General features: G+C 67.5%; 26 protein-coding genes. 14 read left to right on the top strand and 12 right to left on the bottom strand.

Annotated elements, in window-relative coordinates; genetic code table 11:
* Positions 1-281 precede the first annotated feature (281 nt).
* Positions 282-1,448 carry a lipase family protein gene (locus ON22_RS28275; RefSeq protein WP_425339827.1) on the top strand — a complete coding sequence of 389 codons (1,167 nt, stop codon included), beginning with the start codon at positions 282-284 and terminating at the stop codon, positions 1,446-1,448.
* Between the two features lie 8 nt (positions 1,449-1,456).
* Here ON22_RS28275 and ON22_RS28270 read toward each other — a convergent pair whose 3' ends face one another.
* Positions 1,457-2,017 carry a gluconokinase gene (locus tag ON22_RS28270; RefSeq protein WP_081595901.1) on the bottom strand — a complete coding sequence of 187 codons (561 nt, stop codon included), beginning with the start codon at positions 2,015-2,017 and terminating at the stop codon, positions 1,457-1,459.
* Positions 2,014-3,408 (bottom strand): glucose-6-phosphate dehydrogenase, encoded by a 1,395-nt coding sequence (locus ON22_RS28265; RefSeq protein ID WP_197039635.1) that lies wholly within the window; start codon positions 3,406-3,408, stop codon positions 2,014-2,016. Before ON22_RS28265 ends, ON22_RS28270 begins: the two co-directional genes overlap by 4 nt.
* A 462-nt stretch (positions 3,409-3,870) precedes the next feature.
* Between ON22_RS28265 and ON22_RS35005 the strand changes: the two genes are divergently transcribed.
* Positions 3,871-4,497 (top strand): hypothetical protein, encoded by a 627-nt coding sequence (locus ON22_RS35005; protein WP_051158196.1) that lies wholly within the window; start codon positions 3,871-3,873, stop codon positions 4,495-4,497.
* Positions 4,498-4,611: 114 nt separating this feature from the next.
* Here ON22_RS35005 and ON22_RS28255 read toward each other — a convergent pair whose 3' ends face one another.
* Positions 4,612-5,235: a TetR/AcrR family transcriptional regulator gene (locus ON22_RS28255; RefSeq protein ID WP_051158201.1), complete on the bottom strand. Its 624-nt coding sequence runs from the start codon at positions 5,233-5,235 to the stop codon at positions 4,612-4,614.
* 98 nt (positions 5,236-5,333) lie between these two features.
* On the opposite strand from ON22_RS28255, the gene ON22_RS28250 reads away from it, so the two are divergent.
* From ON22_RS28250 to fadD11, 7 genes are read left to right on the top strand one after another with little or no spacing between them, the layout of a single operon-like run.
* Positions 5,334-6,215, top strand: a complete 882-nt coding sequence (locus ON22_RS28250; protein WP_033242824.1) for a metal-dependent hydrolase — start codon at positions 5,334-5,336, stop codon at positions 6,213-6,215.
* On the top strand, positions 6,212-7,243 hold the full coding sequence (locus tag ON22_RS28245) for a PDR/VanB family oxidoreductase (RefSeq protein ID WP_033242823.1): 1,032 nt from the start codon (positions 6,212-6,214) through the stop codon (positions 7,241-7,243). Before ON22_RS28250 ends, ON22_RS28245 begins: the two co-directional genes overlap by 4 nt.
* A 21-nt stretch (positions 7,244-7,264) precedes the next feature.
* A complete protein-coding gene (locus tag ON22_RS28240; protein WP_051158195.1) occupies positions 7,265-7,774 on the top strand; it encodes an SRPBCC family protein in 510 nt (169 codons plus the stop codon).
* Entirely contained in the window at positions 7,771-9,249 is a 1,479-nt protein-coding gene (locus ON22_RS28235; protein WP_033242822.1) for a flavin-containing monooxygenase, read from the top strand. Before ON22_RS28240 ends, ON22_RS28235 begins: the two co-directional genes overlap by 4 nt.
* Positions 9,246-10,121: a short-chain dehydrogenase/reductase gene (locus tag ON22_RS28230; protein ID WP_033242821.1), complete on the top strand. Its 876-nt coding sequence runs from the start codon at positions 9,246-9,248 to the stop codon at positions 10,119-10,121. Before ON22_RS28235 ends, ON22_RS28230 begins: the two co-directional genes overlap by 4 nt.
* Entirely contained in the window at positions 10,118-11,053 is a 936-nt protein-coding gene (locus ON22_RS28225; RefSeq protein ID WP_051158194.1) for an alpha/beta hydrolase, read from the top strand. The genes ON22_RS28230 and ON22_RS28225 overlap by 4 nt, the downstream gene beginning before the upstream one ends.
* A gap of 16 nt (positions 11,054-11,069) precedes the next feature.
* Positions 11,070-12,893, top strand: coding sequence for a fatty acid--CoA ligase FadD11 (fadD11, locus tag ON22_RS28220; protein ID WP_033242820.1), 1,824 nt, complete (start codon positions 11,070-11,072; stop codon positions 12,891-12,893).
* A 44-nt stretch (positions 12,894-12,937) separates the two neighbouring features.
* Here fadD11 and ON22_RS28215 read toward each other — a convergent pair whose 3' ends face one another.
* From ON22_RS28215 to ON22_RS28175, 9 genes are all read right to left on the bottom strand, one after another.
* Positions 12,938-13,309: a hypothetical protein gene (locus ON22_RS28215; RefSeq protein ID WP_033242819.1), complete on the bottom strand. Its 372-nt coding sequence runs from the start codon at positions 13,307-13,309 to the stop codon at positions 12,938-12,940.
* Between the two features lie 20 nt (positions 13,310-13,329).
* Positions 13,330-13,797 (bottom strand): roadblock/LC7 domain-containing protein, encoded by a 468-nt coding sequence (locus tag ON22_RS28210; RefSeq protein ID WP_231508307.1) that lies wholly within the window; start codon positions 13,795-13,797, stop codon positions 13,330-13,332.
* Positions 13,794-14,570 carry a MarR family transcriptional regulator gene (locus tag ON22_RS28205; protein ID WP_033242818.1) on the bottom strand — a complete coding sequence of 259 codons (777 nt, stop codon included), beginning with the start codon at positions 14,568-14,570 and terminating at the stop codon, positions 13,794-13,796. The genes ON22_RS28210 and ON22_RS28205 overlap by 4 nt, the downstream gene beginning before the upstream one ends.
* Positions 14,560-15,063 carry a hypothetical protein gene (locus tag ON22_RS28200; RefSeq protein WP_231508306.1) on the bottom strand — a complete coding sequence of 168 codons (504 nt, stop codon included), beginning with the start codon at positions 15,061-15,063 and terminating at the stop codon, positions 14,560-14,562. The genes ON22_RS28205 and ON22_RS28200 overlap by 11 nt, the downstream gene beginning before the upstream one ends.
* A gap of 239 nt (positions 15,064-15,302) precedes the next feature.
* Positions 15,303-15,920, bottom strand: a complete 618-nt coding sequence (locus ON22_RS28195; RefSeq protein WP_033242817.1) for a maleylpyruvate isomerase family mycothiol-dependent enzyme — start codon at positions 15,918-15,920, stop codon at positions 15,303-15,305.
* On the bottom strand, positions 15,917-17,140 hold the full coding sequence (locus tag ON22_RS28190; protein WP_033242816.1) for an RNA polymerase sigma factor: 1,224 nt from the start codon (positions 17,138-17,140) through the stop codon (positions 15,917-15,919). The genes ON22_RS28195 and ON22_RS28190 overlap by 4 nt, the downstream gene beginning before the upstream one ends.
* Entirely contained in the window at positions 17,137-17,481 is a 345-nt protein-coding gene (locus tag ON22_RS28185; RefSeq protein WP_033242815.1) for a YciI family protein, read from the bottom strand. The genes ON22_RS28190 and ON22_RS28185 overlap by 4 nt, the downstream gene beginning before the upstream one ends.
* A gap of 90 nt (positions 17,482-17,571) precedes the next feature.
* Positions 17,572-18,708, bottom strand: coding sequence for an NAD(P)-binding domain-containing protein (locus ON22_RS28180; RefSeq protein ID WP_051158193.1), 1,137 nt, complete (start codon positions 18,706-18,708; stop codon positions 17,572-17,574).
* 44 nt (positions 18,709-18,752) lie between these two features.
* Positions 18,753-20,186, bottom strand: a complete 1,434-nt coding sequence (locus ON22_RS28175; RefSeq protein WP_174375637.1) for a short-chain fatty acyl-CoA regulator family protein — start codon at positions 20,184-20,186, stop codon at positions 18,753-18,755.
* A gap of 152 nt (positions 20,187-20,338) precedes the next feature.
* On the opposite strand from ON22_RS28175, the gene prpD reads away from it, so the two are divergent.
* From prpD to ON22_RS28150, 5 genes are all read left to right on the top strand, one after another.
* A complete protein-coding gene (gene prpD, locus ON22_RS28170) occupies positions 20,339-21,841 on the top strand; it encodes a 2-methylcitrate dehydratase PrpD (RefSeq protein ID WP_033242813.1) in 1,503 nt (500 codons plus the stop codon).
* Positions 21,841-22,755 carry a methylisocitrate lyase gene (gene prpB, locus ON22_RS28165; RefSeq protein WP_033242812.1) on the top strand — a complete coding sequence of 305 codons (915 nt, stop codon included), beginning with the start codon at positions 21,841-21,843 and terminating at the stop codon, positions 22,753-22,755. The genes prpD and prpB overlap by 1 nt, the downstream gene beginning before the upstream one ends.
* Complete coding sequence (locus ON22_RS28160) at positions 22,755-23,933, top strand: bifunctional 2-methylcitrate synthase/citrate synthase (protein WP_081595899.1); 1,179 nt, start codon at positions 22,755-22,757, stop codon at positions 23,931-23,933. The genes prpB and ON22_RS28160 overlap by 1 nt, the downstream gene beginning before the upstream one ends.
* A 591-nt stretch (positions 23,934-24,524) precedes the next feature.
* Positions 24,525-25,016: a MarR family winged helix-turn-helix transcriptional regulator gene (locus ON22_RS28155; RefSeq protein ID WP_033242811.1), complete on the top strand. Its 492-nt coding sequence runs from the start codon at positions 24,525-24,527 to the stop codon at positions 25,014-25,016.
* Positions 25,009-26,351, top strand: a 1,343-nt coding sequence (locus ON22_RS28150) for an MDR family MFS transporter (RefSeq protein WP_043740831.1), incomplete at its 3' end; no start/stop codon positions are given. The genes ON22_RS28155 and ON22_RS28150, both read left to right, overlap by 8 nt.

Genomic DNA, 26,351 nt, shown 5'->3' with positions numbered 1-26,351 from the left:
CGGGCCGAGGCGACCGCTACGATCGGTGCGCGTCGTAAAGTAAGCCGCCAAGCGCGGAACTGGGGCCACGGCCACAAGCCAACGGAGACAGTTCGTTCGAGCGATCACCGCGCTCGCTGCCTCCGGGCCGCCGCGGCGGCAGTTTCGCGGCGACGGCAGTCGCCCGCATACCTCGCCTACCCCCTCGGCGACGGTCCGAACGGCACCACGAGTGCCCCTGGGCCGCCGCCGAGTCGTTTCCTGCTGTCCGAAAGAAGATCGTGCTCAGAGTTTCCACCCGAATCCTGATCTTGCTGCTGACCCTCGTCTCGGTGGGGCTGTTCGGCGTCGAGGCGAAAGCCGAACCGCTGTATCCCCAGCCCGACCCCGACCCCTTCTACGCCGAACCCGATAACCTGGGCGACCTCGAGCCCGGCGATGTGGTCCGGACCCGAACCATCGATACCGGCCTCTACCTGGGGACCGAGGGCCATCAGATCGCCTTCCGGTCCACCAATTCCCGTAACCAGCCCATTCTGGGTGTCACCACTGTCCTCATGCCGGTCGGCGTCGACAATCCGCCGCTGGTCTCCTATCAGGCGCTGATCAATTCGCTCGGCACCCGCTGCAATCCGTCACGGTCGCTGTTCAACGGCGAACTCCAGGACGCAGTCGGGGCGATGCTCCCGATCGGCCGGGGCTGGGCCATCTCCGTACCCGACTACCTCGGGCCCACCGTCGCCTACGCCGCGGGCCGGCTCAGCGGCATGATCACCCTCGACAGTATCCGCGCCGTCCAGCAGGTCGCCGAGCTCGGCCTGGCCGATGCCCCGGTCGCCATCGCGGGCTATTCCGGCGGCGGGCTCGCCACCGGCTGGGCCGCGGCCCTGCAACCGACCTACGCCCCGGAACTGGAGATCGACGCAGCCGTGGCGGGCGGGATCCCGGCCGATCTGGAACAGATGGCGCTGGGGCTCGGGTTCGCCCCGCATCCCGGTTTCGGGCTGGCTTTCGCCGCGGCCATGGGGTTGGAACGCGAATATCCGCACCGGTTGCCGATATCGGAACAACTCAACGAGAACGGTCTGTGGTTCCGTGAGTTCACCCATGACGCCTGCCGCCGATTCCTGCTGTTCCACGGCGCGTTCCGCAGTGCGGAGCAGATGGCGGCTTCGAAGAGCTTGATGGACAGTCCCGAAGCGCGGGAAGTGCTGCACGAGAACAGCCTGCGCTACTTCGACGGTGTACCGGCGATGCCCACCTACCTGTGGCACGGCCGTTTCGACACGCTGACTCCGTATGACGGGGTGGCCGAGTACGCCGACCGCGCCTGCAAAGCGGGGGCTCCGGTGAAACTGACCACCTACGATATCGCCGAGCATATGACGGCGGCTGTCGCGGGATTTGCCGATGCCTGGAGTTTCGTGGAGGCCCGGTTCCGCGGTGAGGATGTTCCCATGGGCTGCTGATTGCGCGGTCAGCCCTGATCACCCGTGATGACCTCGTCGAGGCTCGTGATCGCCAGATCGACGGCTTGGCGGGGGCTGCGGGTGCCGTGCAGGACCGTACCGGGTTCGTCCGGTTCCAGCGGTTCCAGCGCGGCGAGCTGGGAATCGAGCAGCGAGGCGGGCATGAAATGCTCGCCTCGCTCCGTTATCCGCTCCACCAGTTCGGCGCGGTCCGCGGTCAGGAGCAGGAAGAATATTCGCGGTGCGGCGGCCCGCAAACTGTCGCGGTAACGGCGTTTCAGCGCCGAGCAGGCGACCACTCCCCCGGTTCCGTCCGCCGCCCGATCGCGCAACCAGTGACCGACCTCCGCCAGCCACGGCTCCCGGTCGGTGTCGTCCAGCGGGCGGCCCGACCGCATCTTGACGATATTGGCCCGCGGATGCATATCGTCGGCGTCGGCGAACGGAACATCGAGGCGTAGGGCGAGTAACCGGGCCGTCGAACTCTTCCCACTGCCCGAAACGCCCATCACGACGACACACGGCAGCGGCGAACGCGGTGCGGCGCCCGCAACGTCCACCGGGTTCATCCACCCCGCTCGATATCGCCGGGCCCTCGCGAACCCGCGGGATATTCCTCCAGTGGCGCGAGATCGCGGGCCCAGCCCGCGAGCACCGGGGCCACCACCCGCCACGCCTCCTCCGCCTCGTCGGCCCGGATCGACAAGGCGGGATCGCCGGCCAGGACGTTCAGCAGCAGAGTCCCGTAGGCAGGGAGCTCCGGCGGCGCCATCTGCGCCGTCATGGTCAACGGCTCCAAGGTGTCCGCGCTGGTACCGGCGGCAGTGAGGGACAGTGTCAGGCATTCCGGGTCGAGCCCGAATCGCAGGATATTCGGCCGGGTAGCGCCGTCGCGGCCGAACGGCATCGAGGGTACGGGCCGGAAGTGCACCGCGACCTCCTTGCGATCCTCGGCCAATGCCTTACCGCTGCGGAGGACGAAGGTGGTCCCCGACCAGCGCCAATTGTCCAGGCTCAGTTCGATTTCGGCGAAAGTCTCCATATCCCGCTGCGGGTCCACGCCCTGCTCGTCGACATAGGACGGGACCTCCCTGGTGCCGATCGTGCCGGCGCGGTAGCGACCGCGGCGGGTCCGGTGGGGTATATCGGCGTCCGCGAGCGGCCGCACCGTACGCAGCACATCCACCTTGCGGTCGCGCAGGTCACGTTCGGACAGCGAGATGGGTGGTTCCATCGCCACCAGGCACATCAACTGCAGCAGGTGGTTCTGCACCATATCCTTGAGCGCCCCCACCCGGTCGTAGTAGCCGGCCCGGTTCTCGAGGGTGAGGGTCTCGTCCCAGACGATCTCGATTCTGGCGATATGCGCGCTGTTCCAGATCGATTCGAGCACCCGGTTCGCCAACCGGCTACCGAGCAGATTCTGCACCGTGGTCATGGCCAGGAAATGATCCACCCGGAACACCGCCCGTTCGGGCACCAGATCGGCGAGCAGCCGGTTCAGATGCTGCGCCGTGGCGAGGTCCTCACCGAACGGTTTCTCCAGCACGATCCGGCTCCCGGCCGGCATCTTCGCGGCGTGCAGGGTGCGGATCGCCACCGGGAACAGGTTCGGCGCCAGCGCCAGATATACCGCGACGGGCCCCTCGCCGGCGACAAGTGCGGCCACCTCGACGGCATTGCCGATATCGGAACGCCGGTACCGGGCGGTGGCCACGAGCGCCCGCCGCGCCTCGATCGGTATCCCGGCCGCGTGCCGATCGAGCTGGTCCAGCGCCCAGGCTTCGAACCGCGAATCGTCCCATTCCTTCAGGTCCACGCAGACCAGCTCGAAATCGTCGTCCACATAGCCGGCGGCGCGCAGCGCGGCCAGTCCGGGCAGTAGATAACGCCCGGCGAGATCACCTGTTCCCCCGAACACCACCAGCCTGGTGATCATCGTGCGTTCCGGGCCGTGCATCCACCTGCCTCCTCTGCACGCTCGTGGTGCCGGAAATCGACGGAAAGCAGCCCCAAACTAACAGCCGGGGCCGGATGGGGTGAATGTCTGTTGCCAAGACGAGACGTGGATCGGCCGGATCCCGATCGCCGCCGGGACCACGGAAACCGGGCACGTCAGCGTAGCGGAATATCTTCGCCTCGACGACCGGCTGAGGGCCGACGCTCGACTCGGCCGAGTATGCGCCGGGCGCAAAGTTTCCCTCACGAACCCACAGTGAATTCACCGGCTCCGGCCAATCCGCCGGCGCGACCGTCGTGGCCGGATTGCCTTCGTAAATCATTGCCGGAAAAGGTCCTCGGCGGGCGCCGGCCGAATGACAGCACACCCCTTCTGCGGAAATCTATTGCCCCCGCCTGAACGAGAACGGCTGCACAATGGTTCAATTCTCGCAGCAAGCGCTCGGAGTGCAGGAGGTAGAGGATGGCAGTGCGCTACTCGAAAAGGGAACAGACCAAACTCGTCAATCGGGTGAAAAAACTTATCGCCCAAGGCAAAACGGTCAATGCCGCGTGCACTTCGGTTTCCGAACGTGAAGGTGGCCAGCCCGCGGCGAACACACTCGCCAATTGGCTCAAGGCAGCGGGGCTTCCCGAAGCCGAGCCCACCCAGGAGGAGGCCGCACCGGCTGCAGAGGAGGCCGCACCGGCTGCACCGAAGAAACGCCGCCGCCGGGCCGCGACCCGGAAACCGGCGCCCGCCGCCGCGACTCCGGTGCCGGAATCCGAGCCGAAAGCTCCGGAATCCGAACAGAATACGGAGACGGAAACACCCGTCGAACAGTCCGAGATTCCGGTGACCGAGAGCACCGCGGTTCCGGCGGCCGAGGCCATCGGCGCGGCCGATACCCAAGCCGAGCCGCTGACGGAATCCGCGACGGCGGCCGGCGCCGAACTCGTGCATATCCGCACCGCCGACCGGACCGCGGAGACCACGGGCGATCTCGACGACCTTCTCGACGAGAATCTCCGTTTGCGTACCGCATTGAGCGAGGCAAATCGCGAAATCCGTGCCATGCGCGATCTTCTCGTCGTCTACGCAAGCCGCTGAACCATTCCGGCCGCGTCACACGCGGCCGGTATCGCAGTATCCGAGTGTGCGCCGGCCGGATTCGGCCGGCGCACACTCGTGTCATGGTGTCGTGCGCGGTACCGCCCGAGCCCCTCAGTGGGCGGGATGCCCGCCGGTGATCAGCGGCACGATATGCCGGTGGGCGAATTCCGTGAGCCGGTCCGGGGATTCGAGATCGACCGCACCGATCGGCTGCAGAATGAGCGAGTGCACGATCCGGGCGGCGATCTCGATCCGGGTCGCGAGATCGGGGATATCCGGGAGCCGTAGCCGGCGCATCGCATCACCCACCACGGTGGTGGCCGTGCTGATCGCCATCGTGAAGAACGCCCCGCCCTCGATGGTGAGCTGTGGCAGTAACCGGCCGGGTTCCACCGCGAGTACCCGGTTGACCATGGGGTGGCCGCGCCACCGGTTGATCACGGTGACGAAGAGGTCGGCGACGACGGCGTCGACCGTCGCGTGCCGCGCGGCAATCCCGTGTAGTTCGTCGAGTAGAACGCGGACCTCGCGTGCGGTGACCGCACGCACCAGTTCGTCGCGTGAGCCGATACGCCGGTAGACCGTCCCGCGGTCGACAGCCGCCTCCCGAGCGATATCTCCGATCGTTGTCTTCTTCACGCCGAGTCGTTCGAACTGCCGTCGCGCCGCGTCGAGGATACGTTCTTCGAGGTCGTCCGGAAGGGGGTCTTTCGAGGTGGGGGCGGTAGCGGGCACGCGGGACACGCTAGCAGTGCGCACCCGGTCGGCAACAATCCGGAAGATTTTGTTGCGACCACATTGCAAGGCAATATGTTGCATTGTACGGTTCAGGCATGGCTGATGACAGCGCACCGCCGCGCACCTATCGCGAGGAAGCCCACGCGATCCACGCGCGGGACGTGCACTTCGACTTCTCCGGCGTCCCGATGCACTACATCCCCGGCGAAGTGCTGGCGACCCATGTCACCAATGTGATGCACCTGGTCCTCCCCGAGGGCGAACGCGCCATGGCGGCCTGCCTGGCCGAGGCACTGCCCCATATCGACGACGAACGGCTCCGGGAGGAGGTCACCGGGTTCATCGGCCAGGAGTCGATGCATGCGGGCAGCCACGAGGGCGCACGTCGCCATCTGCAGTCGATCGGGCTGGATGTCGAATCCTATGTCACCAAGGTCGCCTGGCTGGTCGATCGAGTACTCGGCGACCACGGGCTCACCGGCCGCGCCGAACAGGAGTGGCTCAAGGAGCGGATGGGCCTGTTCGCCGGGATGGAGCATTTCACCGCGGTGATCGGTGAATGGCTTCTCGAATCGAAGGTGCTCGAGGAACTCGGGATGGACCCGACCATGCTGGACCTGGTGCGCTGGCACGGTGCCGAGGAGGTCGAGCACCGCAGCGTGGTGTTCGACGCCTATATGCACGTCGACGGCGGCTATGCGCGCCGGGTCCGCACCGGACTGCTGGCCAGTGGGCTGCTGTTGCCGTTGTTCGTGGTGTCCACCGCCTACCTCTACCGCAAGGATCCGAGCCCGGCGAAGGGACGCTTCTGGGGGCAGCAGTTCCTCAGCGCGACGGTGCGCGGTGTGATTCCCAGTTTCACCACGTTCTTCACCGAGATGCCGCGCTATCTGCGGCCGGGGTTCCACCCCTCGCAACTGGGTTCGATGGACAACGCCCTGCGCTATCTGGCGCACTCCCCCGCGGCCCGCGGATGAACACCACCGGACCGGCGCCGTCGCGGAGCCTGCAGATACTCGGCGTTGCCATGGACCTCTACAAGAAGGTGTTCACCACACCCGCGTTTTCTCCGCCGAAACCGCTGCGGCGCAGCGGGTTCGATATCGACGTCACCGTGGAAGCGGTACACGCCGAGGCATCGGATGTGGTTTCGCTGACCCTGCGGCGTCCGGACGGGCAGCAGCTCCCCGTCTGGCGTCCCGGTTCGCATCTGGATGTCTTCCTGCCCTCCGGGCGGCAACGCCAGTACTCCCTGTGCGGTGATCCGCGGGATCTTTCGCGCTATCGCATTGCCGTGCGCCGGTTGTCCGATGGTGACGGCGGTTCGAGGGAGGTGCACACCCTCACCCGCGGTGAGGCACTACGGATCCGCGGTCCTCGTAATGCGTTCACCTTTGTGGAGACCGCCCCCGCCTACCTGTTCGTCGCCGCCGGTATCGGTATCACCCCGATCCTGCCCATGGTGCATGCGGCCGGCGACCGCGGGCGGCTGGTGTATCTGGGTCGTTCCCGCGACACCATGCCGTTCCTCGGCGAACTCCCCACCGGCACCGATATCCGGCCCGACGACGAATTCGGCACCCCCGATATCCCGGCGATCCTGGCGGACGCGCCACCGGGGGCCGCGGTGTACGTCTGCGGCCCGCCGGCGGTTCTCGACGCCGCCCAGCGCAGCTTCTTCACGCTGAACCCGGCCGGCTCGCTGCACACCGAACGATTCTCGGCGCCACTGATCGTCGACGGCCGGGAATTCGATCTCACCCTCGCCGCCTCCGGTAAGCAGGTGCGGGTGGGGGCCGCGGAATCCGCGCTCGATGCGATCCGCCGGATAAACCCCGACGCCGTTTTCTCCTGCCGCCAGGGTTTCTGCGGTACCTGCAAGACCAAGGTCCTCGCGGGCGATATCGACCACCGCGACCGCACCCTCACCGACACCGAACGCCCCGGCCACATGCTTCCGTGTGTCTCCCGGTCCGCGGGCGGGCCGTTGGTTCTCGATCTCTGAAGCGAAAGGCCCACCAGCACAATGCGTACCGGATTCCCGCTCGAACCGGCGGATGACACCTTCTTGAACACCACGGCCCGGCGGTACACCCATATCGTCGATATCCCGGCCTCGCGGGAACAGGTCTGGGAAACCCTCACCGCCGACGACGCCCTGGTGTCGTGGTCGCCGGTGATCACGGCCGCTCGCTGGACCTCGCCGCGCCCGTTCGGCGCCGGCACCACCCGGCAGGTCACCCTCGGCGGCGCACTCCGTCTCGACGAGCGTTTCTACCGCTGGGAGGAGAACACCCGGATGACCTTCACCGTCGATTCCGCGTCCGTACCGGGCCTGCACCGTTTCGCCGAGGACCTCACCCTACTGTCACTGGGTACCGCGACCCGGCTGGTCTGGACGTTCGCCCTCGAAGGCAATCCGCTCCTGCGGCCCCTACTGGCCGCAGCGAGCCCGGTGAACCGACTGGTCACCAAATCCATCGCCGAAGGCATCACCGGCCGGGTCCGGCGCGACGCGGTGGGGGCACGGCGATGAGCGCGGTGGAGCCCGGCGCGGTAGCCGAACATCACGGCATCGTCGTCCTCGGGGCCGGTTTCGGCGGTATCGGTTTGGCGATCGCCCTGCGGCAGGCCGGTTTCGACGATGTGGTGGTGCTCGAACGCGCCGCCGATCTGGGCGGTACCTGGCAGGCCAACACCTATCCGGGCTGCGCCTGCGATGTGCCGTCCCAGCTGTACAGCTATTCCTTCGCCCCGAACCCCGACTGGTCGCGAACCTACGGGCGGCAACCGGAAATCCTCGATTACCTGCGCCGCGTCGCCACCGAACACGATGTGGTGCGCACTATCCGGTTGAACACCGAACTGACCGGCGCACGCTGGGACGAGGCGGACGCCGTCTGGCGGATCGACACCTCCCGCGGCTCGCTCACCGCGGACTACTTCCTGTCGGCAGCCGGTATCTTCGCGGAAGCGAAGTACCCCGATCTGCCGGGCCTGGACAGTTTCACCGGTACCGCGTTCCATTCCCTGCACTGGGACCACGACCACGATCTGACCAGCGAGCGGGTCGCGGTGATCGGTACCGGGGCGTCCGCGGTGCAGTTCATTCCGGAGATTCAGCCGCAGGTGGCCGCACTGACGGTGTTCCAGCGGTCGGCGCCGTGGATCGTGCCGCGGATGGATCGGCCCACCCTGGGCGTGGAACGGAGTCTGCTGCGGCGTCTTCCGCTGGCGCAGAAGGCCGTTCGCGGCACGTGGTACGGCCTGATCGAAAGTTTCGGCCTGGTCGGCTTCGTCGACAACCGGTTCCGGCACCCCTTCGAGATGCTCGGCCGCCTCCAATTGCTGCGCCAGATCCGGGATCCGCGGCTGCGCCGCAAGGCAACCCCCGATTACGTCATCGGCTGTAAGCGAGCCATCTTCTCCGACGCCTACCTGCCGGCGCTGGACAAGGACAACGTGGAGGTGGTCACCGACGGTATCGCGGAGGTGCGGCCGCGCTCGATCGTCACCCGCGACGGCGACGAGATCGAGGTCGATACGATCATCTACGGCACGGGCTTCACGCCCATCCCGACTGCGTTCGAACGGATCACCGGGCGCGACGGCCGCTCCATCGCCGAGCTGTACTACGAGGAACCGCAGACTTATCTGGGTACCGCGATGGCCGGATTCCCGAACTTCTTCTGCACCCTGGGCCCGTTCGGTGCGGCCGGTAACCAGTCCGCCATCTTCATGCTGGAATCGCAGATCGCCTATATCGTCGACGCGCTGAGCACCCTGCGCGCACGCGGGGCCCGCCGGGTGGAGGTGCGCCGGGAAACCCAGGACGCCTTCGTCGGGGAAATGGAACGGCGCAGCGCGGATACCGTATGGCTGACCGGCGGCTGCCAGACCTACTACACAACTGCCGACGGCCGCAATGCCGGGCTGTACCCGAGCTGGAGTTTCGAATACCGCCGCCGCACCCAGCGTTTCGACGCCGAATCCTACGAGATGAGCTCATGAAGCCGCCGCTACCCGCCCCGCTGGACCGGCTCACCGGGCCGGTATTCGATATCCGGGGCAAAGTCGTGCTGGTCACGGGTGCGGGGCAGGGTATCGGCCGCGAACTCGTGGGGATCCTGCACCGACGTGGTGCCGTGATCGTGGCGGTCGATATCGACGAGGCTGCCGCGGCGCGCGCCGCCGCCGAGCTGGGGGCGCGGGCCCACGGTATCGGCGCCGATGTCACCGACCGGGACCGGATGGAACAGGTGATCGGCGAGGTGACCGACAAGTTCGGCCGGCTCGATATCGTCGTCGCCAACGCCGGTGTCACCCCGGTACCGGCGACCCTGCGCACCATGGAACCCGGTGATTTCGACCGGGTGCTGAACATCAACCTCACCGGAGTGTTCAACACCGTGCATCCGGCGCTCGACGAGATCGTCCGTAGTGGCGGGCATGTGGTGGTGGTGTCGTCGTGTGCCGCGTTCGCCCCGGGTATGGGTGGTTCGCCGTACATGATCAGCAAGGCCGCGGTCGAACAGCTCGGCCGGGCGCTGCGGGTCGAACTGGCTGCCTCCGGCGCCACCGCCGGAATCGCCTATTTCGGTCTCGTGGAAACACCGATGACCCACGCCATGCTCGACGCCGACGATCTCGGCCGCCGGATCAACGATCTGCTGCCGTGGCCGCTGAGCGTGCGGATCACCGCCGAACAGGCCGCGCGCACCATCGCCGACGGGATCTCGCGCCGCGCGCCGCGCACCATCGCGCCCAGCGGATGGCAGCCCTACGCGCTGCTGCGCGGGGTGATCAACACCGTTCTCGACAGCCGGCTGGCCGCCGATTCGTCGGTACAAGACATCGTGCGCGCGATCGAGAAACGGCGATGACCGCATCGCCGGTCCGTGGTTCGTGGCAAGCCCGCACCGTCCGGCAGGTGTCGGCGCTGACCGCGCGCCGGCTCGCCGCGGCCGCACCGGTGAACGCCTGCACCCTCCCGCTCGCGCGGACACTGATCGACCAGGCGTTGCGCGCGGTGGCGCCGGCCTTGGCCGGCACCACGGTCGAGCGGGTTCGCGACGGCCGGGTCACCGGGGAATGGGTGCGCGGGCCGCGGGCCGGCCGGACCGATGCGGTCGTGCTGTATGTGCACGGTGGCGGGTTCGTCGCCGGATCCGCGTCCGGGTATCGCGGAGTGGCCTCGCGACTGTCCACCGCGACCCGGCTGCCGGTGTTCACCCTCGGCTACCGTCTGGCGCCCGAACATCCGCATCCGGCTGCGCCGCAGGATATCGACCACGCGTTCCGGTGGCTGGCGGGCCAGGGATACGCGCCCGGGCGGATCGTCGTCGCGGGAGATTCCGCAGGTGGATTCCTCGCCGCCGATTTCGTCATCACCCGGGCCCGCGCCGGTCTGCCCGCACCCGCCGGGGTCGTGTTGTTCTCGCCCATGGCGGATCTGAGCCTCGGTGTGGCCACCGGTTACGAGGGTGCGCGGGCGTGTGGCCTGCTGTCGGCCGGTCTCTCGCGGCGCGCGGTCACCCATTTCACCCCCGACCCCTACGAGTTGCTGCCCGCCCGCGGTAAACCGCTACCACCGGCGCTCATCCACGCCGGCGATACCGAATTCTTCGGCGGTGACGCTCTCGCCCTTGCCCAGCGGTGGACCGCCGCCGGCGCGGTCTGCGAATTACAGGTGTGGCCCGACCAGATCCATGCCTTCCAGGTACTGCCCGTTCTGATTCCGGAATCGCGGCTCGCCTACCGGTCCGCGGCCCGCTTCGCCGCCGCTGTTCTCGATACCACCGCAGCCGCGGTCTGATCCGAAAGACTCCCCCGTGAGCACAGTTCGTTTCGACACCCTGCCCGCCGCGTTCCAGCATATCGCCGCCGTGGAGCCGGCCGCCGTCGCGCTCCGCACCCCAGGCGACACCCGCACGGTCAGCTGGGGGGAATACGCCCGGCAGGTCCGCGAATTCGCCGCCGGACTCGCCGCGCTCGGCGTCCGCCGCGGGGACACGGTCGCGCTGATGATGGGTAACCGGCCGGACTTCTACCCACTCGAGGTGGCCGCTCAGCACCTCGGCGCGACCTCGTTCTCGGTGTACAACACCCTGCCGCCCGATCAGCTCGGATACGTTCTCGGCAACGCCGGGGCCCGCGTGGTGATCTGCGAACCACAGTATGTGCCGCGGTTGCGTGAGTGCGGGATCGCCTTCGAGCATCTGATCTGTCTCGACGACGCCCCTGCCGGGACTCTGCCGGTGGCCGGGTTACGCGACGCGGGCGCGGCGGATTTCGATTTCGAGGCGGCCTGGCGGGCCGTGCGCCCCGGCGATGTGGCGACCCTGATCTACACCTCTGGCACCACCGGCGCCCCGAAGGGCGTGGAGACCACCCATGCCAACCTGTTGTTTCAGGTCTACGGGGTGGCCGAGGTGCTCGGTATCGAATTCGGCGACACCATCACCTCGTATATGCCTTCGGCGCATATCGCCGATCGGCTCACCGCGCTCTATGCACAGGAGGTGCTCGGCGTCCAGGTGACCTGTGTCCCCGACCCGTCCGGAATCGCGGCCGCGCTGGCCGATCTGCATCCGACCATCTGGGGCGCGGTGCCCCGGGTCTGGGAGAAGATCCGGGCCGCTGTCGATTTCAAGGTCGCCGCCGAGCCCGACGCCGAACGGCGTGCCGCTCTGCAGTGGGCGCTGTCGGTGGCCGCCACCCGCGGCGAATACGCCCTGTCCGGCCGTGAGCTCCCCGCCGATCTGGCCGCCGAATGGCAGCGCGCCGACGCGCTGGTCCTGCAGGGTCTGCGGGCAGCACTCGGCTTCGACCGGATGCGCTGGGCGATGTCGGGTGCCGCGCCGATCCCGCCGGGAACACTGGGGTTCTTCGCCGGTCTCGGGGTGCCGATCACCGAGATCTGGGGGATGTCGGAACTGTCGTGTATCGGCACAGTCAGTCACCCCCGCAATGTCCGGCTGGGTACGGTCGGGACGCTGCTGCCGGGTATGCACGCCCGGACCGCATCCGACGGCGAGCTCCAGGTACGCGGGCCGCTGGTGATGAAGGGATACCGCGGCCTACCGGAGAAAACCGCGGAGGCGATCGATGCCGACGGCTGGCTGTCCACCGGCGATATCGTGACCGTCGATGCCGACGGGTACTTCACCGTCGTCGACCGCAAGAAGGAAATCATCATCAACGCGTCGGGGAAGAACATGTCGCCGACGCATATCGAGAACACCATCAAGGCAGCCACGCCGCTCATCGGCGCCATGGCGGTGATCGGTGACGGCCGCCCCTACAACACCGCCCTCGTCGTCCTCGACGCCGAAACCGCCGGCTCCTACGCCGCACAGCACGGTCTCATGGATGCCACGCCCGCCGCACTCGCCGCCGCCCCTGCGGTGCCGGCAGCGATCGCCGCGGGTATCGCCGCCGGAAATGCACGGCTCGCCCGCGTCGAACAGATCAAACGCTTCATCGTCCTGCCGGTCTTCTGGGAAGCCGGCGGCGACGAGGTCACCCTCACCATGAAACTGAAACGCACGGTGGTGGCCGAGAAGTACGCCGACCGGATCACCGATCTCTACCGCACCGAACCACCCGCCGAGGTCCGCGAACCCGCGACTACTGCGGTACCGGCGAGCCGATAGAACCGATGGCCGGATCGCGGTGACACACCGCGATCCGGCGGGGGTCACACCTCGAGGTCTTCTTCGATACCGCGCAGCTTGTGCCGGGCCATCGCGAGATTCGCGCGGCCGCGGTCGAGCGCGAGGTAGAGGAACAAACCTTTCGATTTCCGGCCGGTCATCGGGCGGATCAGATGGTACTGCGAGCTCAGCGTGATCAGGATGTCCTCGATATCCTCTTGCAGGCCGAGCTGTTCGATGGTCCGCAGTTTCGCGCGCACCACCTCGGTGTTACCGGCGGCGGCGACGTGGAGGTCGAGGGCTTTCGAGCTGCCGAGCATCCCCAGCGCCATACCGCTGTTGTAGTCGACGACGGCCGCGCCGACGGCGCCGTCGATCGACATCATATCCTTCAGCGCCAAGTCCATATCGGACACAGGTGTTTCCTTTCGATGGGTTATCCGGGTCTTCCGTTGGTTCGGCCGGGATCACGGGCGGTGCCCGCGAGATGTTCGGCGATACTGCGCGCCACCGGACGGGATTCGAGATGCAACCGGCCGACGTTCACGTCCGGTTCCGCGAGCACGGTGAGCGATGCCCAGCCCGCCGCGTAGATGACGACGTGCCCGCGCGACCCGTCCACCACGACCTCTTGGAACCCGCCACCGTGCGCGACACCCGCCAGCCGGTCCGATAGCGACAGTTGCGCCGCGGCGAGCGCGGCCATTCCGGTCGGTTCGATATGTCCGGGTAGGTCGTGGGTGACCAGCAGGCCGTCGCTGGACGCCACGAGCGCCCCGATCAGCCCGGGCACCCGGGCCCGTAGTCCGGCGAGTTCTGCGTGCACCGCCGGGTCCGGTTCGGGCATCGGCACTTTCGTCAACCTCCCCATCAGATCGCCGAGCAATTTCCTGCGCGCTGTCACGCGAGGTCCTCCAGTGCCGTGCGGAGCCGGAGCAGCAGTTGCTGATCCACCGGCTCCCATTCGCCGTCCTCGGGAACCGGCACCGGCTGCCGAATCCGCCGGCGCAGGACCGGCTCGGCGGCGTACCGGGGCGAGGCCTGCGCTCGCCGGTCCGCCGGGGGTTCGATCAGCCCCGCCGCAGTGAGGTCGCGGACTGCCTCGAGGCAGCCGTACGCGGTGCGACCGAGGTCGCGGGCGATAACGGTGACGCTGCGGTGGGTATCGGCGGCGGCGAGTACTTCGGCTTGGCCGCCGGTGAGTACGACACGATTGCGGCGGACCCGGCGGACCGGCACCACGGGTGACCGGTCGACCAGCTGCGCCGGCCACGGCCCGGTATTCGGGTCCCCACGTCGTGCGCATTCGCGGACCAATACCCGCGGCCGGATATGGCAGACCGGGGACAGCCAATGGGGCGGCGCGGGCCGGAATTCGGCGACCACCGGCCCGGACAGCAGAAAATAGGCGGCGTCGAACACCGAGAGCAGCGCCAAGGTTTCGAATACGGGGCGGCCGAGCACGGGCCCGGGGTCACCCGCGGCGGCGCGCTGCCACTCGTCGGCGGCGGCCACCCCGGCTTCCGCGGCCAGCCGATCCAGCCCGGTGGTGCGCCGGCATTCGGCGGAGGCTATGGCGCCGTCCGCGAGATGGAAAACCCCGTCGCCCGCGTGCAGCACGCCGGTGCTTCCCTCGTCTTCCAGCCGCTGCAGCTCGTCCACGAGCTCAGTTCCCATAACCGTCCTCGGCCGGTTCCACCCCATGACCGCCCTGGTCCGGTTCTGTTCCATGGCCGCCCCCGGCCGGTCCCGCCGGCGCACGACCGCCCTCGGTCGCCGGTTCCGGTCCGCGATCGTCTGCGGTCAGGTCCGCGAGGATGCCGCGTAGCCGGAATCGGGCCATCGCGAGGTTGCCGGAATCCTCGTCGAACAGTGCGTGCACGAACAGGCGCCCCTCGAAATCGCCGCGGACCAGGTCGATCAGGTGGTATCCCCCGCTACCGCACACGATGATTTCGGTGATGTCGTCGTCGGCACCGGTCGCGAGCGCCGGACAGCCGAGTACGGCGCGCACGACATCGGTGGTGGTGGCTGCGTCCTCGTGCTGGTCGACCAGTTCATGGCGTCCGGCCCCGGCCACTGCCAGCCCGCTCGCCCCGTCGACCAAGGTCACGCTGCGCGCGCCCGGGATGTCCATGATGCGTTCCAGACATCCATCGATACCGATCACTACGCCCCTACTTTGTTCATGCGTGTTTCAGATTGCAGAAACACTACACAGACTTGCGAACTATGTCGTGCGAACGCAGTAGTGCGTCCCGAGTGCGCCATTCGGAGCGGGGTGCGACCCGGAAAGGACACGTTCGCGGCGTGACGAAAAGTAGCGCTCAACGGATCACAGCACTGCGGAATCGGAATTTTCCACAGCGGCAGCCGGATTCGGACTGCCCGGGCAGAAAGCCCGCACGGTCAGTCGCCGATCCGTGCCGCCAGGATCGGAACCCCTGGGCCCGTGAGTTCACCGGTGATACCGTGCCGCCCGGATATTGCCATGAGAAGCGATTCGGCCGGTCCGGAAATCTCGGCGCCGCGGCCGTGGCACCACTCGAGATCGGTTGCCGACAACCGCAGCCCGCGGATCCGCCGGTGGGCGCCGAGCCGGGGGTTGCCGGGTGTCCGCGCCAGCACATAACGCAACCGGTCCTCGGGAATACTGCGCGGCAAGCCGAGCGGACGGCGGATGTCCTGGTGATGGATCAGGCCGTCGACCAGCGCGATCATCCCGCCGAAACCGGCGGTCAGTCCCCGCGGTTGCCGATGGCGGTCGAAGAATTCCAGCAGTTCGCCGGTGCTGTACGCGCGGAACTCGTCGACACCGACCTGATTGGCGTGCACGATACGGCCCTGGACGAACCGCCCGGCCAGACCGCGTGCATTCAAGTGGTCGTAGCTCACCATATGCGCGACCACATCGCGCACTCGCCAGCCCGCACACAGGGTCGGCGCCTCCCATTGCTGCGGCGTCAAAGTCGCCAGCAGGGCGGCGATATCATCGCGCTCGGCGCGTGCCATAGCCATGACATTCATCGCGATCCTCCTTCCCTCGGTGCTGCGGCAGGCCGGTGCAGGCGGTGTTCCAGTAAGGCCTGCTCGGCCGGATTTCGCGTAAGTGCCAGCGCCTTCCGGTCCGCCACTGCGGCATCGTCCGCGCGACCGAGTTCGCGGAGCAACTCGGCCCGGGTGGCGTGCAACAAGTGGTACCCGGCGAGTTGGGCGGCGAGTTCGTCCACAGTCGCCAATGCCGCTTCCGGACCCTCCACTTGCGCGCGGGCTATCGCCTGATGCAACCGGATCACCGGTGAGGGCGTCATCGCCGACAACAGCTCGTAGAGCACCACGATCTGTGGCCAGTCGGTGGCGGCCCAGTCCGGCGCCTCGGCATGGCAGGCCACGATCGCCGCCTGCACCTGGTACGGGCCCGGCCGTCGCAGCCGGCCGGCAGCGAGGAGCAGGTCGATCGCCCGCCCGATGGCGGCGTGATCCCAGCGGGTGCGGTCCTGGTCGCGAAGCAGCACGATACGGCCCGAACCGTCGAAACGCGCCCCGGCACGCGCCCGATGCAACCGGACGAGCGCGAGCAGCCCCATCACCTCCGGTTCGCCGGGCAGCAACCGATCCAGCAGCGCCGCCAGCCATTCGGCGTCGGCGGCCAGACCCGGGTCGCCGGCGGTTTCGGTCGCCAGGTAGCCCTCGTTGAACAGCAGGTAGACGACAGCCAATACCTCGTCCAGGCGTTCGGCGAGTTCGGCGTCCGAGGGAGTGCGGAAGGGGATACCGGCCTGCGAAATCTTGCGTTTGGCGCGGGTGATGCGCTGGCCGACAGCGCTTTCCGATACCACGAACGCCCGCGCCAGCTGGCGGGTGTCCAATCCGCACACCATCCGCAGGGTCAGCGCCACCTGCGCTTCGCGCGGGAGCGCCGGATGGCAGCAGATGAACATCAGCCGCAACCGGTCGTCGGTCTCCGCCGGCACCGGCCACCGCACCTGCCGCAGTTTGTCGCGATAGTTGGCTTCCCGGCGCAGTATGTCGAGGCCGCGGCGGCGGGCGACGGTGAACAACCACGCCTGCGGATCGTCCGGGACACCGTCGACCGGCCAGGTGCGCAACGCCTTCTCGACCGCGTCGGACACCAGATCCTCGGCGGCGGCGAAATCACCGAGCAAGGTGACCAGCGACGCGGCGAGCCGGCTGCCGTGCTCGCGCAGCACCGCGGCGAGCACCCGGCCGGGATCGGCGCCGGTCACATCAGGACCGGTCGTATCTCCACCAGCGGGCAGCCCGGCCAGGTCCGGGCCATGGCAAGCGCTTCGTCGAGATCGGCGACCTCCACCTCGACGTACCCGCTGACGATCTCTTTGCCCTCGACGAACGGGCCGTCGGTAACAAGGGCACCGCCGGCCGCGTCGAGCCGGACCGTGGTCGCGGTATCGCCGCCGGCGAGTTTGCGGTTGTGCAGGATTTTGTCGCCGTACTCGGCCAGCCAGGCCTGGACCCGGGCAAATCCCTGTTCGCGCGCGGTATCGTCCAGGGCCTCCCAGTCCTTCTCCCACTGCTCGGTCTCACAGAACATCAGCACGTATTTCATGCTCGAACACCTCCTTCACCCATTAGACGATCGGCACCACCCGGAATCCGACAGGCCGGCGGATTCCGCGCCGTCGGACAGGCCGCGCCATCACCTGCGGGCCGGACTGTCCCCGAGGCCGAGTTGTGCGGTGAGTTCGACGGCCGCGGAACGACCGGCCCGGTTCGCGCCGACGGTGCTGGCGGACGGGCCGTAACCGATCAAATGGATCCGCGGGTCCGCCGCGACCCCGGTTGCCGAACGGCCGGTCATGGTGATCCCGCCGCCGGGCCCCCGCAGCGCCAGTGGCGCCAGGTGGTCGAGGGCGCTGCGGAAACCGGTGGCCCACAGGATCACCTGTGCCGGCTGGAACGTCCCGTCGGGCCAGCACACACCGTCCGGCTCGAGATGCTCGAACATCGGCAGCCGGTGCAGGACACCTCGATCCCGGGCGGCACGCAGGCGTTCGTTCAGCACCAGGCCGGTCACCGACACCACCGAACCCGGCGGTAGCCCGCGGCGCACCCGGTCTTCGACTATGGCCACCGCGCGCCGGCCCGCGTCCTGGTCGAACGGGGTTTCGCGGAAGACCGGCACGGACCGCGTCACCCAGGTGGTGGTGGTGACCCGGGAGATCTCGTCGAGCAACTGGACGGCGGAGATACCACCCCCGACGACCACGACGTGCTGCCCGGCGAACTCCTGCGGATCGCGATAGTCGCGAGTGTGCAGCTGGCGGCCGGCGAAGACGTCTGCACCGCGATAGTGCGGGATGAACGGGCGTTCCCAGGTGCCGGTGCCGTTGATCAGGCCCCGGACGCGCAGGGTTCCGGCATTATCGGTTTCGGCGTGCAGCAGCCCGTCGCGTTCGCGGCGATCGCAGACCACGCGGACGGTCACCGGCCGGTGGACGCGCAGCCCGAAATGTTCCTCGTAGCGCCGGTAGTAGTACGGGACGGCTGTCGCGGCCGGTACGTCGGCGGTCACGGTGGCACCGGGCGGCAGGTTCTCCGCGAACGACATACCCGGCAGATCGTGCACCCCGTTGACGGTGCTCAGGGTGAGCGACGGCCAGCGGAACTGCCAGGCTCCGCCGGGGCCCGGGGCGTGGTCCACGATGAGGAAATCGCGTCCGGGAACCAGCCCGCGCCGCTGCAGATGATAACCGGCCGACAAACCGGACTGACCGGCCCCGATCACCAGGATCTGGAAATCCGGTCCGGCCGGGCCCGCTGCGTCGGTCACCATGACCGCCGATGCTAGCCCCGGCCGGTGACAGGGTGCGCCTCGGTTCAGCGCGGTGCGCTTCCCCACGCGGGCAGGTACGGGATATCGGCGGCGCGGTTCTCGTCTACGGCGAGCGGGCGGCCCAGTTGCGGGAACGCACGCTGTGCGCAGTCGGTGCGTTCACATACTTTGCATCCCGCCCCGATCGGGACCACGGCGCTGCTGTCGTGCAGCGGCAGGCCGTGGGAGTACACCAGCTTGTCGGCATGGGCGAGATCGCAACCGAGACCGACGGCGAATTCCCTTGTGGGCGTGAGATACCCGGGCGCGCTCTCACCGGCAGTCCGCGCCAGCCAGAGGTACGTCCGACCGTCCGGCATCTCCGCGATCTGGGTGCGGATCCGACCGGGGGTCGCGAACGCGTCGTGCACCACCCACAGCGGGCAGCTCCCACCGACGCGGGAGAAGTGGAAAGCGGTGGCGGACTGTCGTTTCGAGATATTGCCGGCGCGGTCGGTCCGGACAAAGAAGAACGGTACGCCGCGTTGCCCGCGCCGCTGCAGGGTGGACAGCCGATGGCAGACGGTTTCGAATCCGACCTCGAATTGCGCCGAGAGCAGGTCGATATCGTAGCGCAGCGATTCGGCGGCCTCGCGGAACAGTGTATACGGCAGGATCAGGGCACCGGCGAAATAGTTGGCCAGGCCGATCCGCAGCAGCCGGCGCGATTCGGCGGGCATCGCCTCGGCCCCGGCGAGGATCGCGTCCAGCGCCGGCCCCTGGGTGAGGAAGGCCAGCTGGGTGGCCAGCTGGAAGGCGCGCTGGCCGGGTGCGAGCCGCCGGGCGAGCAACACCAGGCGGGCACCCGGATCGTAGAGGCGTTTCGGCCCGGGCCGGTTCGGGTCGTCGGTCCGGATCCGCACGGCGATATCGTGTTGTTCGCGCAGAATTCGCGCCAGCTGCAGATCGAGTCCGCCGATGGTCAGCCGGTTCTCGGCGAACAGGCGTTCGGCGGCGGTATCGAGGGCCGGAATATGGTTGCGCTGGTCGTAGAAGAAATCCCGGACGTCTTCATAGGGCATCGCGGCACCCCGCTCACCGGGCTCGGTATCGACCCCGGCCGAGAACTGTTCGAGGCGCCCGGTGGCCGCTTTCAGCCGCCGGTCCAGGCTCACCAGCAGCCGAGCGGCGGCCGGGATCCGGGACAACAGATCGTCGAGTTCGCTGCCCGTGACAGCGGCCGCATCGGGGTCCTCCGCGAACACCTCTTGCAAGTCGGCGAGCAGCCGGGCATCGGTATCGGGGGCGAAGAAACCCATCTCCAGATCGAAGGTGGAGTTCAACCGCAGCAGTACCGGGACCGTCAGCGGGCGCTGATCGTTTTCGAGCTGATTGACGTAGCTGGCCGATAACCCGAGTTCCTTCGCCAGCGCCGACTGGGACAATCCGCGCTGCTCCCGCAATGCACGCAGCCGGCCTCCCGCATACATCTTCTGCACGGTCGCGAATCTAGCACGCATGGTATTCGCAACTTCCGCAAATTTGCAGGTCGTCCTACGCATAAATCGACAAATGCGAGGTATTGAATCACTGATTCGCCATGAGTAGCTTGCGAATCAAGCGAATTTCCGCCGAGCCCCGGAGGCCGTCTGTGAAGAATCATCTCGTCCGCACACACCGGTCCGCCGCGGAGTTCCCGCGCGAACAGCATCTGGCATGGCGTATTGCGGAGGTTGCCCGCGACCCGGTCGAGGTGGCGCCGGAGACCGAGGAGATGATCGTCAACCGGATCATCGACAATGCGGCGGTCGCCGCGGCGGCGCTGACCCGGCGCCCGGTCGCCAATGCCCGGGCCCAGGCACTCGCACACCCGTATCGGCCGGGTGCGACCGTTTACGGTGCCGGCGGCCGCTATTCCCCGGAGTGGGCGGCGTGGGCCAACGGGGTCGCGGTGCGGGAACTGGATTTCCACGACACTTTCCTGGCTGCCGACTACTCCCATCCCGGTGACAACATCGCACCGATTCTGGCGGTCGCCCAGCATGCCGGGCGGTCGGGACGTGACCTGATCCGCGGCCTGGCCACCGGATACGAGATCCAGATCGATCTGGTGCGCGCGATCTGCCTGCACGAGCACAAGATCGACCATATCGCCCATCTCGGGCCCTCGGCGGCCGCCGGTATCGGCACCTTGCTCGGGCTCGATACCGCGACGATCTATCAGGCCGTCGGCCAGGCCCTGCACACCACCACCACGACCCGGCAATCCCGCAAGGGCGAGATCTCCAGCTGGAAGGCCTACGCGCCGGCGTTCGCCGGGAAGATGGCGGTCGAGGCGGTGGACCGGGCGTTGCGCGGAGAAGGTGCACCGGGCCCGATCTGGGAGGGGGAAGACGGTGTGATCGCCTGGTTGCTCGGCGGTCCGGACGCGGAGTACTCGGTCCCGCTCCCCGGCCCGGGCGAGCCCAAGCGCGCGATCCTGGATTCCTACACCAAGGAGCATTCCGCCGAATACCAGAGCCAGGCGCCGATCGACCTGGCTCGCCGGATGCGGGAACGTATCGGCGACCTGGACCAGATCGCGTCGATCGTCCTGCACACCAGCCATCACACCCATGTGGTGATCGGGACCGGATCGGGTGATCCGCAGAAGTTCGATCCCACGGCGTCCCGGGAAACCCTGGATCACTCGGTGATGTACATCTTCGCGGTCGCGTTGCAGGACGGCATCTGGCATCACGAACATTCCTACGCACCCGAGCGGGCACAGCGTCCGGACACCGTGGCGCTGTGGCACAAGATCTCCACCGCCGAAGACCCGGAATGGACCCGCCGCTACCACTCGACCGACCCCGCCGAGAAAGCGTTCGGCGCCCGCGCCGAGATCACGCTGAAAAGCGGTGAGGTGATCGTCGGCGAACTCGCCGTCGCCGACGCGCATCCACTCGGCGCCCGGCCGTTCGCCCGCGACCAGTACATCGCCAAGTTCCGCACACTGGCCGAGGGGGTTGTCGACCCGCCCGAACAGGACCGCTTCCTCGAGGTGGTCCAGCGCGCGGGCGAGCTGTCCGCCGGCGAGTTGGCGGAACTCACCTTCACCGTGTCGCCGGATGTGCTCGCCCGTGCTGCCGGTAGCCCGGAAGGACTGTTCTGATGGCCGGCCTGTTCGCGGCGCCGAGGCCGGTAACGGAGAAGCGCGCCGCGTTCCGTGCCGGTCTGGAATCCGGCCGTATCCAGCGATTTCCCGGAGCCTTCAACTCGTTGGTGGCGACGCTGATCCAGGAGATCGGGTTCGAGGGCGTCTATGTCTCCGGCGCGGTGCTCTCCGCGGATCTGGGGTTACCGGATATCGGTCTCACCACGCTCACCGAGGTGTCCGGGCGCGGCCACCAGATCGCCCGGGTCACCGATCTGCCGGTACTGATCGATGCCGATACCGGTTTCGGTGAGCCGATGAGTGCCGCGCGCACGGTGACCGTGCTCGAAGACGCCGGCCTGGCCGGCTGTCATCTCGAGGATCAGGTCAACCCCAAGCGCTGCGGTCATCTGGACGGTAAGGCGGTGGTGCCCACCGAGGAAATGATCCGCCGGCTGCATGCGGCGGTCGCGGCCCGCCGCGACCCCGGATTCGTAATCTGTGCACGCACCGATGCCGCCGGGATCGAAGGCCTCGATGCCGCGATCGAGCGGGCGAAAGCCTACGCCGAGGCGGGGGCCGATCTGATCTTCACCGAGGCCCTGCGCACCCCGGCCGAGTTCGAGAAGTTCCGTGCGGCGCTATCGACGCCGCTGCTGGCGAATATGACCGAATTCGGTAAATCCGAACTGATTCCGGCCGCGACGCTGGAATCTATCGGCTACAACGCGGTGATCTATCCGGTCTCGACCCTGCGGCTGGCGATGTATGCCGCCGAAGCGGGACTGCGGGAGATCTTCGCCGAGGGAACGCAGTCCGGTGTGCTCGATCGGATGCAGCACCGCAGCCGCCTCTACGAACTGTTGCGGTACGAGAGCTACAACGAATTCGATTCCGGTATTTACGATTTCACCGCGGAAAGGGGCCGGTGATGGACAAGGCATCGCTCGGCGGTTCGACAACAGGCGGTGGCCCCACTTCCGAGGGGCCGGTGACCGCGATACCGGCCATTTCCAAGGGATTGGCGGGGGTCGTCGTGGACACCACCGCGATTTCGAAGGTGGTACCGGAAACCAACTCGCTCACCTACCGCGGATACGCCGTACAGGATCTGGCCGCCCACTGCAGCTTCGAACAGGTCGCCTACCTGCTCTGGAACGGTGAACTGCCCACCTACGCCGAGCTCGAACGGTTCCAGCAGCGTGAACGCGCCGCCCGGCGGGCCGACCGATCGCTGTTGTCGCTGGTGACGAAACTGCCCGATACCTGCCATCCCATGGATGTCGTACGGACCGCGATCAGCTATCTGGGCGCCGAAGACCCGGCCGAGGACGATAATTCGGCTCACGCCAACCGCGACAAGGCCTTACGGATGCTCGCCGTCCTGCCCACCATCGTCGCGGCCGACCACCGCCGCCGCCACGGCCTCGATCCCCTCGCACCCCACTCACAACTGAGTTACGCCGAGAACTTCCTGAACATGTGTTTCGGCAGCATTCCGGCGCCGGAGCTGGTGCGGGCGTTCGAGGTTTCGCTGATCCTCTACGCGGAGCACAGTTTCAACGCCTCCACCTTCGCCGCCCGCGTGGTCACCTCCACGCTGTCGGATATCTACAGCGCGGTCACCGCGGCGATCGGCGCACTCAAAGGGCCGCTGCACGGTGGCGCCAACGAAGCCGTGCTGCACCATATGCTCGATATCGGTGATCCGGCCCGGGCCGAGGAATGGCTGCGCGCCAAGCTGGCCGCGAAGGAGAAGGTGATGGGCTTCGGCCACCGGGTCTACAAACACGGCGATTCGCGGGTGCCCACCATGAAACAGGCATTCCTCGATATCGCGGCCGCTACCGGCGGGCAGAAGTGGGTGCGCATGTACGAAACGCTCGAGCGCACCATGGACGAAGCCACCGGCATAAAACCGAACCTCGACTTTCCGGCCGGGCCCGCCTACCACCTGCTCGGATTCGATACCGAGGCCTTCACGCCGATATTCGTGATGAGCCGGATCACCGGATGGACCGCGCACATCATCGAACAGGGCGAATCGAATGCGCTGATCCGCCCGCTCAGCGAGTACATCGGCGTCCCGCAGCGCGCGGTCGTCGCCTGATCCGTATATCCCGGCCACCGCCACCACCTCGCCACCCACACCGCCCCGTCGAGCACCGCCATCTGCGCGGCTGCGCGACGGGGCGGCTGTCGCGCTGCTCGTCTTCCGCCTATCCCTGCTGAGGTCTACGACACCAAGAGGGCCGCCGCGCCCGGGCACGGCGGACCGATCCCGACAGGCACGACTGCACCTACCCGATCCCCGCGCGAGATAGGTGCGCAGCATGTCTTGTATGTCCGGTTAGGCGCACCGGTCGACAGCACCTACGGATTCCCCGAACGGGACGAATGCCAGGAATGTCCAACTCTCGTGCAGTGCAGGGTATTTCATATTGCCCAGGCTTATCGCCGCCAACACGCCACCGCCGCGCTCCCGCACCGCCCCGCCGCCCGGCGCACTCGATCCGGGTACTACCCTGGCGCCTCCGGAGCACCCCTCGCGCCCGAGTTACGCGGCGGCCGTCCCGGCTTCTTCGTTGTGCACAACGCCACATCCTCACGAGCCCGTTCGCCGGGCCCAGTTAGTTGATTAGCGAAAGCAACTGCTCTAAAGTTGATTAGCGAAAGAAACTATTCCCCTATTGGAGTCCGAGTGCCCATCTCATCCGATACTGCTCAACACCTCCTCGGTGAGATGTTCCAAATCGGCCGAGCCCTCCGCAGTGCCCTGTTCTTCACCGACGCAGGTCAGCTACCGCCCGGCGGACTCGCCGTTCTCACCACCCTCGACGCATCCGGCCCCTGCCGGCAGGTCGACCTCGCCGCCGATATGCGCATCACCCAATCGGCGCTGAGCCGCCATATCACCGAGTTGGTCGCCGCCGGATATATCGTCCGCCGGGCCGACCCCAGCGACGGCCGCGCCGCGCTGGTTCAGCTCACCGACGAGGGCCTGGATCTCCTGAACCGGGCACGACAAGCCCATACCCGGCATCTTCAGGAAACCCTGGACGACTGGTCCGAGGACGACGCCGAACAGGCGTATCTGGCCGTACGACGACTCCGTAATTCCCTCAATGCCCGTTCCCGCTGCGCCTCGACGAGCGAGAATCCGCAGGTTCCGAAAGAGAGAACTGATGTCTGATACCGAGGCACCGCCATCTCGCGACCCGCTCGCCATGAGCCATCGCCAGATCCTCGAAGCGATGACCGGCCTGCTCGCGGCGCTGTTCACGGCGCTGCTCAGCACCACCATCGTCGCCAATGCGCTACCCACCATCATCGGCGACCTGCAAGGATCGCAGACTGCTTACGCCTGGGTCATCACCACGGCGCTGCTCACCAACGCCGCCTCCACGCCGATCTGGGGCAAACTCGCCGATCTGTTCAACAAGAAGACGCTGGTGCAATCCGCCATCGTCATCTTCGTCATCGGATCGGTGATCGCCGGCCTCAGCCACAACGTCGCCGTGCTGCTGGTCGCCCGCGCCCTGCAGGGTATCGGCATGGGCGGGCTCACCGCGCTCGTGCAGGCGATCATCGGCAGCATCATCCCGCCCCGCGAACGCGGCCGCTATTCCGGCTATATGGGTGCGGTGATGGCCGTATCGATGACCGGTGGACCGATCCTCGGTGGCGTCATCGTCGACAGCCCGCTGGGCTGGCGCTGGTGCTTCTACATCTGCGTACCGCTGGCATTGATCGCCCTGTTCCTGCTGCAGCGGACGCTGAAATTGCCCACCGCCCGCAAAGAGAACGTATCCATCGACTGGCTGGGTGCCACACTGCTCACAGCCGGCGTGTCGGTCCTGCTGATCTGGGTCTCGTTCGCCGGTAAAGCCGGCTACTACGACTGGTGGTCCACCGAATCGGCGCTGTATGTCGGCGGCGGTGTCCTGCTGCTGATCGCCACCGTACTGGTCGAAGCCAAGGTCAAGGACCCGGTCATCCCGCTGAAGATCGTCACCGAACGCACCACCGCGCTGGCCATCCTCGCCTCGATCGCCGTGGGTGTCGGGATGTTCGGCGCCACCACCTTCCTCGGCCAGTACCTGCAGACCGCGCGTGGCTACTCCCCCACCGCCGCAGGCCTGCTCTCCTCGCCGATGGTCGCCGGGATGCTCGTCGCCTCGGTGACGTCCGGTCTGCTGATCACCCGATTCGGCAAGTGGAAGCCGTTCGTCGTCGCCGGTGCCGCGCTGCTGGTCATCGGATTCTCCCTGCTGTCGACCGTCGACCACGCCACCAACATCTGGCTGATCGGCGCCTTCATCACCGTCACCGGTCTCGGTGTCGGCATGATGATGCAGAACCTCGTGCTGGCCGTGCAGAACACCGTGAGTGTGCAGAACATCGGCGCCGCCTCCAGCAGTGTCGCGTTCTTCCGCACCTTCGGTGGCGCGATCGGCGTCTCGGTGCTCGGCTCGGTGCTCGCCACCCGCGTCGGCGAGCTGTCCAGCGCCCGCTTCGCCGAACTCGG

Source organism: Nocardia carnea NBRC 14403 (assembly GCF_000308515.1).
GTDB classification, from domain to species: Bacteria; Actinomycetota; Actinomycetes; order Mycobacteriales; family Mycobacteriaceae; genus Nocardia; species Nocardia carnea.
The sequence above is the reverse complement of the archived record's forward strand: the minus strand, read 5'-3'. Positions and strand labels throughout refer to the sequence as shown.

Bases quoted from the DNA above. Each gene is read 5' to 3' on its own strand.
- ON22_RS28270 (WP_081595901.1), bottom strand. From the start codon at position 2,017: ATGAACCCGGTGGACGTTGCGGGCGCCGCACCGCGTTCGCCGCTGCCG.
- ON22_RS28245 (WP_033242823.1), top strand. From the start codon at position 6,212: ATGAACACCACCGGACCGGCGCCGTCGCGGAGCCTGCAGATACTCGGC.
- prpB (WP_033242812.1), top strand. From the start codon at position 21,841: ATGGCCGGCCTGTTCGCGGCGCCGAGGCCGGTAACGGAGAAGCGCGCC.
- ON22_RS28205 (WP_033242818.1), bottom strand. From the start codon at position 14,570: ATGGGAACTGAGCTCGTGGACGAGCTGCAGCGGCTGGAAGACGAGGGA.
- ON22_RS28180 (WP_051158193.1), bottom strand. From the start codon at position 18,708: ATGGTGACCGACGCAGCGGGCCCGGCCGGACCGGATTTCCAGATCCTG.
- ON22_RS28250 (WP_033242824.1), top strand. From the start codon at position 5,334: ATGGCTGATGACAGCGCACCGCCGCGCACCTATCGCGAGGAAGCCCAC.
- ON22_RS28225 (WP_051158194.1), top strand. From the start codon at position 10,118: ATGACCGCATCGCCGGTCCGTGGTTCGTGGCAAGCCCGCACCGTCCGG.
- ON22_RS28195 (WP_033242817.1), bottom strand. From the start codon at position 15,920: ATGAATGTCATGGCTATGGCACGCGCCGAGCGCGATGATATCGCCGCC.
- ON22_RS35005 (WP_051158196.1), top strand. From the start codon at position 3,871: ATGGCAGTGCGCTACTCGAAAAGGGAACAGACCAAACTCGTCAATCGG.
- ON22_RS28235 (WP_033242822.1), top strand. From the start codon at position 7,771: ATGAGCGCGGTGGAGCCCGGCGCGGTAGCCGAACATCACGGCATCGTC.
- ON22_RS28160 (WP_081595899.1), top strand. From the start codon at position 22,755: ATGGACAAGGCATCGCTCGGCGGTTCGACAACAGGCGGTGGCCCCACT.
- ON22_RS28185 (WP_033242815.1), bottom strand. From the start codon at position 17,481: ATGAAATACGTGCTGATGTTCTGTGAGACCGAGCAGTGGGAGAAGGAC.
- ON22_RS28230 (WP_033242821.1), top strand. From the start codon at position 9,246: ATGAAGCCGCCGCTACCCGCCCCGCTGGACCGGCTCACCGGGCCGGTA.
- ON22_RS28265 (WP_197039635.1), bottom strand. From the start codon at position 3,408: ATGCACGGCCCGGAACGCACGATGATCACCAGGCTGGTGGTGTTCGGG.
- ON22_RS28240 (WP_051158195.1), top strand. From the start codon at position 7,265: ATGCGTACCGGATTCCCGCTCGAACCGGCGGATGACACCTTCTTGAAC.